Source organism: Dietzia sp. HMSC21D01 (assembly GCF_001815995.1).
Lineage (GTDB): Bacteria > Actinomycetota > Actinomycetes > Mycobacteriales > Mycobacteriaceae > Dietzia > Dietzia cinnamea.
In genome coordinates, this window is the sequence record NZ_KV823755.1 from 30,257 (window position 1) to 40,951 (window position 10,695).

The window sequence follows — 10,695 nt, forward strand, 5'->3', positions numbered from 1 at the left end:
CGCCGCGCTGTTGAGCGCGGCCTCACGACCGTTGTCTGATGCGTGCGGCAGAATGGAGACATGTTCGATTCTTCTGCACCCGCCGCTGTTGACACGGCTGAGCTGCGGAAGGCGCGCGGCGCGTTCTTCACTCCGGACTCGATCACTCGTTACATAACGAACTGGGCAATCCGCACATCAGAGGACTCCGTGCTGGAGCCGTCAGCCGGCGATGCCGCGTTCCTTGTGCAAGCCGTTCGGCGTCTCCAAGAGGTAGGTGCCTCGGTACCCCGTGTGGATGGGGTGGAGATCCACCCGCATAGCGCCCGCGTCGCCCACGCCCGTGTCAAGGAGGCCGGGGGCAACCCCAACCTGATCGTCAGTGACTTCTTCCTCGTCGAACCCGAGCCCCGCTACTCCGTGGTGATCGGAAACCCGCCGTATATCCGCTACCAGGACTTCACCGGCGAGTCCCGCACACGGTCCCGCGCTGCCGCGCTCAAAGCCGGCGTCGCATTGACGGCTCTCGCCTCCAGCTGGGCCGCCTTCACCATCCACTCCGCCCTATTCCTTAAACCTGGCGGCCGGATGGGTCTCGTGCTGCCCGCCGAACTACTCAGCGTTAACTACGCCGCCGCTGTGAGACAGTTCCTCTTCGATCGCTTTCGCAGTGTCGAGCTGGTGCTGTTCACCGAGCAGGTGTTCCCCGAGGCCGAGGCGGACGTTGTCCTGCTGCTGGCCGAAGGGTTTGACGAAGGACCGACCGACCACGCCACCATTTATCAAGCACAAGATGCCGAAGCCCTCTCCACGCTCAGTGGCCCGCTGACCTGGACACCGCTGGACCCCGCAGCCAAGTGGACCGGCGTACTCGTCGACCCGGACGCGATCGAGCCGCTCCGCTCCCTGAAAGCCAGCGGACACTTCACCAACCTCGAAGCCTGGGGCGACACCACCCTCGGAATGGTGACTGGCAACAACCGGTACTTCGCCCTCTCGCCCGCACGGGTGAAAGAGCTTGGTCTCACTCGCAGAGACCTGGTCAGGCTTTCCCCGCCAGGGAGTTCCCATCTCCGCGGACTGGAGCTTTCCAGCGATGCCATGACCCGACTGGGGCAGAAGGGCAAGGCTACTTGGCTGTTCCGCCCGTCCGATACCCCCTCTCCCGCGGCTCAGGCATACATTGAGACCGGACATCTCGCCGGCGTCGATGAGGCATACAAGTGCCGGGTCCGTAAGCCCTGGTATCGAGTCCCGCTTCTGCCGCCTGCGGACCTGCTACTGACCTGCATGAACGCCGATACCCCACGCCTGACCACCAACAGCGCACAGGCTGGGCACCTGAATTCCGTCCACGGCGTTTACCTCAAGGACGATGCTCGGGAGCTGGGGCGAGAGCTGCTGCCTCTCGCCAGTCTGAACTCCGTCACTCTTCTGAATGCTGAAATGGTTGGCCGTTCGTACGGGGGCGGGATTCTCAAGCTCGAACCTCGCGAAGCCGATGTCTGGGCCATGCCTTCACTCGGACACGTGCAGGCGCACGCCGACGCACTCCGCGCTATCAAACCGAGGGTCGCGACACTGCTGCAGCATGGGAAGCTCGCTCAGGCTGTGGATCTCGTGGACCGCGTCATACTTACAGAGGCGGGCATTGTCTCGGAAGTTGACCTGGCTCGAGTCCGGGAAGCCCATGCGGCCATGACTGACCGACGCACAGCGAGGGGGCGAAGTGGCCGCTGAACCAAGCGCGAAGGAAAGAGCATGGGTCATCTTCGACCGCATCGTCGCGGAAGCTGCTCCCGCCGGGGCCTACACGAACCCTTGGAGCAGGCACGCCGACGGGCGACTGGAGTACGCCCCTGATTACGAAACCTTGGTACGTCTCCTCGGCGTTCCGCTGTACCTCGGCGTTGACACCCGCACCGGTGTGCCAGCTCTATCCCTCGACGTGTGGCTGAGCTACGAACTCCGTCGCGCAGGCTTTGATGCTGACGCAACCTGGCCGCGCGGCACTCATCCCCGTATCCTGCCGATGCCCGTCGCCAACCTCCTCAAAGCCGTCCCCGCGAAGGAACGCGCGCAACTCAACGCCCGACTGACGCGGAGCTCGGCCGTTGCCGGAGTCACCTCTGCCAGCGCCAACATCTTGGGCAAGAACTACCTCAAACAAGTCGACGTCATCATGACTGACTGGGCAACCGGACCAGAGTTGCTGATCTCCACCAAACGAATGGACTCTTCGTACGGCAAGAACGCTGCCAACCGCGTCGAAGAATCCTACGGCGACGCCAAGAACCTTCGCCTGCGACATCCCCTCGCTGCCCTGGGATTCGTCTTCGGACTGCGTTCCGACATCCTCCAGAAGGAGCCGGATACCGCCGAGTGGCTGATCGACCTGCTCGGTAAGCTCGGACGTGAAGACGACGCCTATCATGCGACCTGTCTAGTGATGATCGAGTACGCTGACACACTCGCTCCGCCTACGGAAAGTGGTGAAGAACTCGAAGATCCTCTTGCCGCGGCCGGTCTGACCGTTGACGAGGATGCTGGCACTGAGCTTTCGGATGTCCCACCGTCGGAAGTTGACCGCGCACTGGCGAACCTTCCAATCGTCACCATTCGGCACGACGCGGTTCCGGACCATCTCAGCCCATCGACGTTTCTCGCGAAGATGGTAGAACGTGTCCTTGACGCCACGCCAGTGAACTTGCATAAGGTCGCTCGCAGACGGCGGATGGACGCGGGAACGCGGGCCAACTCGCTGGTGGAGGAGCAGACCCATGAAGCTTGACAAGTCCGATCTTCAGCTCGAAACAATTGTGAGCCGGATCAACGCCGGTGAACTGGACCTCCAGCCCGACTTTCAGCGCGGAGAGATCTGGGATACGAAGCGACGCCAGCGCCTTGTCGACACCATCCTTCGCGAATGGTATGTCCCTGCGATACACATCGTGGTGGATACCGACGGCGAGGAAGTTGTCCTAGACGGGCAGCAAAGGCTTGCAGCGATTCGCGACTTCTTCGCGGACAAGGTAAAGATCGACGGCACTATCGAGCCGCACGACGAACTCGTTGCGAGCCTCAATGGGTTGAAGTACTCGAGGCTGCCACTTGCCGTTCGGAAAGCTGTAAACAGGTTTGTCTTGCCCATCATCACTCTCAGCGAGTACGGACCCCAGGAGCCAAACGAACTCTTCTTTCGGCTCAATCAGGCGTACAATCTTACTCCGCCCGAAAAGCGTAACGCCCTTCATGGTAAGGCTCGCGATCAGGTCAGGCAGATGGTGGACGACCTCACCGAGATTGGCCTGCTGAATAGCTCCAAGATTGGCTTCACCAACGGGCGCCTTGCCTACGATGACATCATCGCGCGAACTTGTGTCGCGTTCGAAGTTGGGAATCTGCGACAGCACATCAACAACAACGTTGTTGAAGAGTTTTACCGATCTTCGAAGCCGTTTTCAGACGAGACAATCGAAAGTGTTCGCGGTGCCGGTGCAGAGTTGCTTCGACAGATCAACGAGAGTGATGCGCGAGTCAAGTTCAACAAGGGCACGCTTCAGACGTGGCTGATCTATTGCCATTGGGCGCCTCTTGCTGACGGGTCGGTGCCGTCGACACTGCTGACTCAGTTTGAGGTGGACCGCGCGCTCGTCAAGAGAGGCGAACAACTAGCGGACAACGGGAAAAGTCGGGCGCTAGCAGCGATGCTGCGACTTTACGATGATCGAGCTTCATACCGCGTGACGGACGTTTCGTCGGTCTTGATCCGTGACCTTGCTGTCCATCTATATTCCGGGGCTCGGTACGGTACGCCACCTCACCGGGACTCCAGCGAGCTTCTTGCGGCACTCGACAAGGAACCAGATTCCGCCCAAACGCTCGTGGCGGATTACCTCGAAAGGGTCCGTTGGGGTGACCCGCTCGTCCAGCCCGAAGCAGCGCCGTGAGACGGGCTGAAGAGGTCAAAGTCTGGCGCTCTCTCAAGAAGAAGCGACGAGCGGACCCGCCAGCCATCGCCAAGTTCGACGAGATCACCCTCGATTTGTCGACACCGTGCCTCGTGATTGGGGGACGCAACGGCGCTGGAAAGACGCGTCTCTTGCGCTCCATCACAGACCATCTAGGAGACGACGGACTACTTCTGGACCTTCACTTTCTCTGTGAACAAGCACTGACGGTGCTGCGGTCACGCGAAGACTTCGACGAGATGAAAGCCGAGTTCGATGTCCTCGGCCCCGACGAGGACCGGCAGGACGACGTCCAGCGCGTCATCGGCCGAGAGTACGAACTCATTGATTGGTATGCACTCGAGGTGGAGCCGAGCGACAAGGCAGTCGCTGAACGATTCCGCTGGGGCGGCGAGCAACCACTGCTCCCGTACTTCGAAGTCCAACACAAAGGGGTTCACTACTCATCGCGCGAGATGGGGCTGGGCGAGTTTTCTGTTCACCTCCTCTTTTGGATCCTCGAACAGTACCGAGATGTCGAGGGCCTCACACTCCTACTCGATGAGCCCGACGCCTACCTGCCACCAATTGGTGCCTCAGCACTACTGGTTCGCCTGCTCAGGATCTGCTTGGACCGCGAATGGCGGTTGATTGTGACGACGCACTCCTCTGAGATGATTGCGGACGCGCTCGAAGAGCAGGCATTCGTCCTCGTGCGTACTGGCGATGAAGGCACGGCTCTCGCAACACATTGCCAGGACGAGCCGACAGTAGCCGACACTCTTCTCGCGCGGCCCCCGATTCGACATGTCTTCTTCGTAGAGGACGAGTCGGCATGGATGCTTGCCCACGTCCTCATCGAGGCCTATGACAGACGGTTCGCAAGAGCAAGCGCGGTTGTCTGGGGGAACGGGTCCGGATACATGGTCGAGCTTCAAGAGCACTTCCCTCGGCCTCCGCAGCCCGAGATCGTGTACGCATACCTCTTCGACGGCGATAAGCGCGCGGAAATCCATGAATCCAAACAGAATCGGTGGCCAGCCCTCTTCCTGCCCACAGAGAGCGACCCAGATGTTCTCTTCCGGACACTTCGAGCAGACGTCCCGCGGCTGGCAGCGAAACTGAACGTTCCCGACGGCGAACTCTCGCGATTCCTCGACACAAAAGAAGGCGTTGACGCGCACGACTGGGTCAATGACCTCGGCGCAGAATACGGACGTCCGCGCGTGCTCAGGGTGCTCGCCGAACTGTGGGTTGATAGCAATGAAACGACGGTCAAGTCGTTTTTCGAGGCCCTGCGCAAAGCTCTCTGAGGTCATGAGCTTTTCGTGTGTTCACCTACCCGTCTGAAAGCTCCACCGATATCACCTGTCCCGAAAGGTTGACGCAATGAAGCTCACCGCCGTTTACGCAAGATTCTTCCGCTCCCTGAACTATGACTACGTTCGACTGTCGAATCCGAACTACAGCCCTGACCCCTGGGACGGGACACCTTCCGGAGCGCAGTACCCGTTCGTGCGGTTGCGCCTGGAAGACCAGATCACTACTGTCGTCGGCGGCAATGAGTCAGGCAAGAGCCAGGTACTCGCCGCCGTCCGCGCGGCGCTGACCGGCGAAGGATATGAGAGAAGCGACTTCTGCCGTTATTCGCCGTTCTTCTCCGTGGACAAGACACTCATTCGGCCAGAGTTCGGAGCCGAGTTCCGAGATATCAGTGATGCTGACATCAAGGCGATAGAGGAAGCGACCGGCGAGACAGGACTCAGCAGAACTGATCGTGTTGCCATCTTCCGGATGAACACGACCCCGCAACTTCGTCTATACGCCCACCGCGGCGACCAGTGGATGGAACCCATCCATGTCAAGAAGCCGACGCTCTTGAACGAAACCGGACTTCCAGCGCCGTTCAACATAGACGCCGATGTGCCCCTGCCAGATAGCGTCCCCCTGGAGTTCCTGGCCACAGGAAAAGCGACGACAGCAGTCGGACGCAGTGTGCTTCGCAGCATCTGGGATGCCTTCACGAACAACTCCAACTGGTTCGACTCGAAAGACTCCGTTGTCAGCCAGGCGAACGAGATCTCGACTTCCTTCAAGACCTCGACATCAATCGACGAAAAGGAGCTCAAGAAGTACCATCTCGCCGCTGATCTGTTGCTCAAGGTCGCAGGCCTCGACCGTTCCCAGTTCGTGGAGTTGCAGAACGCAGTCCGCACCAAGGACGGGTACGCGAACAGCATCGTCGACACGATCAACAGCGAGTTGTCCAAGGCACTCAATTTCCCGCACTGGTGGACGCAGGACAGTCAGTTCGAGTTGTTCGTTGCCCTCTTTGAATACGACCTGGTCTTCATGATCCGGGATCGGACTGGACGCTCGTATGGATTCGACGAGAGAAGCGATGGCCTCAAGTACTTCCTGAGCTACTTCGTGCAATACCTCGCTCACGAAGCACCGAGCGACGGACGACCAGAGATCCTGCTGATGGACGAGCCTGACCGTTTCCTATCGAGTTCCGGTCAACAGGATCTCCTAAGAGTGTTCGCAGACTTCGCCGACCCCGAAGACGACGCCCGCGCTCCAGTTCAGGTCCTGTACGTCACGCACTCCCCATTCCTGATCGACAAGAACCACGCCGAGCGCATTCGGGTACTCGAAAAGGGCGAGCACGACGAAGGTACGCGCATCGTCGCGAGCGTCGCGCAGAACCACTACGAACCCCTCAGATCTGCGTTCGGGAGCTTCGTGGGCGAGACAGCCTTCATCGGCACCTGCAACCTCATGCTGGAAGGACCGTCGGATCAGATATTGCTCGCCGGGATCTCGAGCTGGCTGGGACGTCAGAACGCGCCCGACCGCGAAAGGCTTGACCTCAACCGCATCACCCTCGTCCCTGCCGGCGGGGTCAGCCAGGTGCCGTACCTGATCTACCTGGCCCGAGGGCGTGACATCGAACAGCCGGCGGTGATAGCGCTGCTCGACGGCGATAAAGCAGGCAACGATGCTCGGGCAACGATCCGAAAGGGTGGTGCTCGACGCAAGCCACTCATCGCGGACGACCTCGTGCTTCAACTATCCGATGCAGAACTCGAAGGCATCACGACCGACAACCCGCACGGCAGGGTCGCCATTGAAGATCTGATCCCGTTCAACATCGCGATCGCAGCTGCGAGCCGCTACTGCGCTGAATTCGTCCCCGACATTGATATCTCGACGCTCGGGCTCAGCGCTGGCACGGTGTTCGATGAAGCACCGACCAAAGCGGGAGCCAAAGGTACGATAGACGCTCTGGAGCAAGCCATCCGCAAGCTCACGTCACAGGCGAGCTTCGAACTGAACAAGATCGGCTTTGCCCGGAGTGTTCTGACAGAACTCGCGAGCGACGCGGTGCAAGAGGAGGATCGCCAGCTCCTGGCCGCGAACTTCCGTCAGCTGTTCACGGCTCTCGGTGTGAGACAGCGAGCAGCGGTTCGCGCCGAGAGCGTCGAACGCGTCTCCAGCCGCATCAACCGCGCGCGAGATCGATTCATGCGAGAGCATGTCTCTACTGCAACGCGCGAGCACGTCCTGCTGCTCATCGAGGAGATCTCTGGACAACTCGACAACTCCGAGGAAGCCGAAGACGTTCGGGCTGAGATGCGCTCATGGCGACCTCGGTTCCACCTCGATGATGACCCACGCGAGGCCATCGAGGATATTGAAGAGCTTCACACCGCTCTTCGGTCACTCGCATATCTCGGGAAGCGGAAAGCCGCGAACGAGCCGGTAGGTTTCACGCCCCGTGCCGACACGCGACAGGGAACGTCGGGGATCGCCAGCGACGCTGGCTTGCTTGAAACCGTTGACACGGCCCCAGGGGCAGTCTCCCAGGCGTGAATGCAAGAGATTTGAGAGGAGAGAATGCATGAGTGCATACCTGGTCACTTATGACCTGAACGCACCGGGGCAGGACTATGAGTCGCTAATAGAGCGCATCAAGTCCTATGGCACATGGGCAAACTTGATGAAGTCCACATGGATTGTGGTATCCAACAAGTCGGCAGACTCCGTGTACACCCACCTACGAGGTGCGATGGACGACAGCGGCTGGCTGTTCGTCGTCGACATCTCAGGCCAGGATCGTCAGGGCTGGCTGACGAAGGACACTTGGGAGTGGATTCGCAAGCACGTATAGGCCGCCGGGCCGAGATAGACCCCGCGCTCCTGACTCGCGTCGTGCCAGATTCGGTCCTATTCATCGCCTTCCGAGCGGGGGACCAGAAGGGGACCAGAACCATGCAATTCATGCATCTCGTGAGTCGCGCTCCATGATCTGAGGCCCGGAATCACGCGGATTTCGGCCTCGACGACGCTGTCTGGACGCCTGGGGGTCAAGGGGTCGCAGGTTCAAATCCTGTCAGCCCGACACAGAGTGGACGAGATCAGGGTCGGTTTCCCGAGCGGGGAGCCGGCCCTGAGTCCATTTCGGCGAGATGGACTCGCCTCGCGTGAACCGGGCGCCTCGCACGGAGCCGGGTGGGTTAGCCTTTCCTGGTCACGAAGCGGCGGCCCGGGTCGACCGTCGATCATCGATCCGGGAGTGGATGCGCGGTGGGAGAGCTACTCGTCATAGTGGGGTTGGTGGTCGCGGTGGTCGCGATCATCGGGATCATCGTCAAGGCCCGGGGCGGGACGAGGCCTGCCACGGCCGCGCCCCGCCGCGACCCGCTGGCCGCCGACCAGCCGATTCACGGATTCGGACCGCGTGAGCTCGGCCCCGGTGCGATCGTCGCCTACGGCGGTGTCGACTACGTGGTGCGTGGATCGATCACCCTGCGCCAGGGCCCGTACGTCTGGTGGGAGCACCTGCTCGAGGGCGGGGACGGTGCGCAGTGGCTCGGTGTGGAGGAGGACGAGGGGACCCTGGAGCTGACCTGGTGGACCACCCGCAAGGGCCTCGGCGTCAGCCCCGGGTCCGAGGTGATCGTCGACGATCGTGTGCACCGTCTCGAGGAGTCGGGCGAGGCGGAGTACTCGTGCGAGGGGACCACAGGTCTGCCCGAGCGCGGACGGATGCGGTATCAGGACATGCGCACGGGGGACGGTAGCTCGCTGCTGTCGTTCGAGAACTGGGACGGCGCCGGCTGGGAGGTCTCATCCGGCCGCCCGGTGTCCCGGGGCGAGCTGACGGTCTACCCGGCGCCGCCCGCGGCCGGCGACCCGGACTACAGGCGGTGACCGTGCACGATCTCGTCGCGGAGCCGAGTGACGTGGCGGCCGCGGCACTCGGCTACCGGATCGGCGTCACACCCGAGCGGGACGCCCTCGTCTCGACCGTTCTGGCGCACCCGACGCACGACGTCGCTCTACGCCTGTCCATCCTCGGTGCGTCGCACGCGGTGACGCTCGTGATCGACGGTCGCGACGCGATGACCGAGGAGGTGTCCTGCCGGGCGACGGCCGCCGGGGGTGCACCGTTGCCGGCCGAGATGTCCTGCCCCGGCCCGTGGGGCGTCCACCACCTTCGCGGGGCCACCGAGACCCTGCCCGCTGGTCCCTTCGTGGAGCTGGTAAATCGTCTGACCGCGCTCGCCGCGGCCGATCCCGCCGTTCTCGCGGGACGGTTCCCCGGTGCAGAGGGGGCGCTCACGGTGGTGGCCCCGACTCCCGACGACGCGGGCTGGTCGTGGGACACCTGGCATCTCTACCCGGCGGACGACCCCGCCGGGCGCGGAGGTGGCGACGTCGTCGCCACCTCGTCCCGACTCCGGGTCGCCGGGCTCGGCGCGCCGGCGGAGGTGGCTTAGTGAAGGCGTACCGCGGCTGGATCATCGCGCTGGCCGCCGGACTGTGCGCGGTCCTGCTGGGACTCGTCCTCGTGGGGACCGGTCAGAACGCGGTGCGCTACGTCCGGGAGAACTACTCCCCGGTGGCGGGCGCCTCCCAGACCTACGAGTGTCGGGGCGACCGCGACGCCACGGCGAGGGACATCCGCGACCACGAGCGGCCGGACGCCGACCAGCTGAACGAGGACACCCGGTACCTGAGGTACGGGGACGACATGATCGTCGTCGGCCGGTCCGGCGATCTCCCGTGTCGCGTCCAGCTCGATGAGAACTCCCGCACGCTCCGCTCCGGGGGATTCATCTTCCTCGGTGGAGCCTTCGGACCCGGCAGCCCCGCCCGGTCCGCCGGAGGAAGCTCCGGCGGGGTCGGCGCGAAGTGACTCACGAGACGCCCTCTCACTACCCGAAACCCGAGGAGACACGGTGACATTCGCCGCCGGACCCGCCGACCACGTACCCGAACTGTTGGACGGGATCGGGGTGTCGCTGGCCTACTTCGGCGTCGGCGCCCTGGTCCTCACGCTCGGGTTCGTCATGCTCGATCTGCTCACGCCCGGAAGCCTGCGACACCACGTGTTCGTCGACCACCGTCCCAACGCGGCCGCGCTGTTCGCGGCCTCGGCGATCTCCCTCGCGATCATCGTCGTCACGGTGATGACGAACGCGTCGGACTCTCTCGTGCTGGGGCTGATCGACGTCGCCGTCTACGGCCTGCTCGGGGTGATCTTCCAGGCCGTCACGCTGGTGATCCTGGAACTGCTGGTCCCCGGTCGATTCCGCGACCTCGTCAGCGCCCCACGGTTCAGCACCGCCGTGCTCGCCGTCGCCGCCACGCTGCTCGCCGTCGCCGCCGTCAACGCGGCCGCCATTGCCTGACGAGGCCCGCACGGCGGACCCCGTGCGGACCGGGGCCGAGCCCGCCGGACGTCCCGCGCCGCGTG

The 10,695-nt window shown here is 62.6% G+C and carries 10 protein-coding genes; all 10 read left to right on the forward strand.

Features of this window, described 5'->3' with window-relative positions; all coding sequences use genetic code 11:
- Positions 1–60: 60 nt before the first annotated feature.
- The 10 genes from HMPREF3086_RS03345 (at position 61) to HMPREF3086_RS03395 (ending at position 10,630) form a co-directional block, all read left to right on the forward strand.
- Entirely contained in the window at positions 61–1,719 is a 1,659-nt protein-coding gene (locus HMPREF3086_RS03345; protein WP_024357668.1) for an HsdM family class I SAM-dependent methyltransferase, read from the forward strand.
- The gene (locus tag HMPREF3086_RS17840) at positions 1,709–2,770 is read left to right on the forward strand and encodes a hypothetical protein (RefSeq protein ID WP_024357669.1); all 1,062 of its coding nucleotides are present in this window, start codon (positions 1,709–1,711) and stop codon (positions 2,768–2,770) included. The genes HMPREF3086_RS03345 and HMPREF3086_RS17840 overlap by 11 nt, the downstream gene beginning before the upstream one ends.
- Positions 2,760–3,929, forward strand: a complete 1,170-nt coding sequence (locus HMPREF3086_RS03360) for a DUF262 domain-containing protein (protein ID WP_070720157.1) — start codon at positions 2,760–2,762, stop codon at positions 3,927–3,929. Before HMPREF3086_RS17840 ends, HMPREF3086_RS03360 begins: the two co-directional genes overlap by 11 nt.
- A complete protein-coding gene (locus tag HMPREF3086_RS03365; protein WP_141763972.1) occupies positions 3,926–5,242 on the forward strand; it encodes an OLD family protein in 1,317 nt (438 codons plus the stop codon). The genes HMPREF3086_RS03360 and HMPREF3086_RS03365 overlap by 4 nt, the downstream gene beginning before the upstream one ends.
- 76 nt (positions 5,243–5,318) lie before the next feature.
- Positions 5,319–7,805 (forward strand): AAA family ATPase, encoded by a 2,487-nt coding sequence (locus HMPREF3086_RS03370; RefSeq protein ID WP_024357672.1) that lies wholly within the window; start codon positions 5,319–5,321, stop codon positions 7,803–7,805.
- A 28-nt stretch (positions 7,806–7,833) separates the two neighbouring features.
- Positions 7,834–8,103, forward strand: a complete 270-nt coding sequence (locus HMPREF3086_RS03375; protein WP_024357673.1) for a hypothetical protein — start codon at positions 7,834–7,836, stop codon at positions 8,101–8,103.
- Between the two features lie 416 nt (positions 8,104–8,519).
- A complete protein-coding gene (locus HMPREF3086_RS03380; RefSeq protein WP_061228835.1) occupies positions 8,520–9,146 on the forward strand; it encodes a DUF4178 domain-containing protein in 627 nt (208 codons plus the stop codon).
- The gene (locus HMPREF3086_RS03385; protein WP_070720159.1) at positions 9,143–9,715 is read left to right on the forward strand and encodes a DUF2617 family protein; all 573 of its coding nucleotides are present in this window, start codon (positions 9,143–9,145) and stop codon (positions 9,713–9,715) included. Before HMPREF3086_RS03380 ends, HMPREF3086_RS03385 begins: the two co-directional genes overlap by 4 nt.
- The gene (locus HMPREF3086_RS18840; protein WP_070720161.1) at positions 9,715–10,134 is read left to right on the forward strand and encodes a DUF4247 domain-containing protein; all 420 of its coding nucleotides are present in this window, start codon (positions 9,715–9,717) and stop codon (positions 10,132–10,134) included. The genes HMPREF3086_RS03385 and HMPREF3086_RS18840 overlap by 1 nt, the downstream gene beginning before the upstream one ends.
- A gap of 43 nt (positions 10,135–10,177) precedes the next feature.
- On the forward strand, positions 10,178–10,630 hold the full coding sequence (locus HMPREF3086_RS03395) for a DUF350 domain-containing protein (protein ID WP_070720163.1): 453 nt from the start codon (positions 10,178–10,180) through the stop codon (positions 10,628–10,630).
- The last annotated feature ends 65 nt before the right edge of the window (positions 10,631–10,695 follow it).

Excerpts from the sequence above, each read along its gene's own strand:
- HMPREF3086_RS03345 (WP_024357668.1), top strand. The coding sequence starts at position 61 with ATGTTCGATTCTTCTGCACCCGCCGCTGTTGACACGGCTGAGCTGCGG.
- HMPREF3086_RS03360 (WP_070720157.1), top strand. The coding sequence starts at position 2,760 with ATGAAGCTTGACAAGTCCGATCTTCAGCTCGAAACAATTGTGAGCCGG.
- HMPREF3086_RS03370 (WP_024357672.1), top strand. The coding sequence starts at position 5,319 with ATGAAGCTCACCGCCGTTTACGCAAGATTCTTCCGCTCCCTGAACTAT.
- HMPREF3086_RS03375 (WP_024357673.1), top strand. The coding sequence starts at position 7,834 with ATGAGTGCATACCTGGTCACTTATGACCTGAACGCACCGGGGCAGGAC.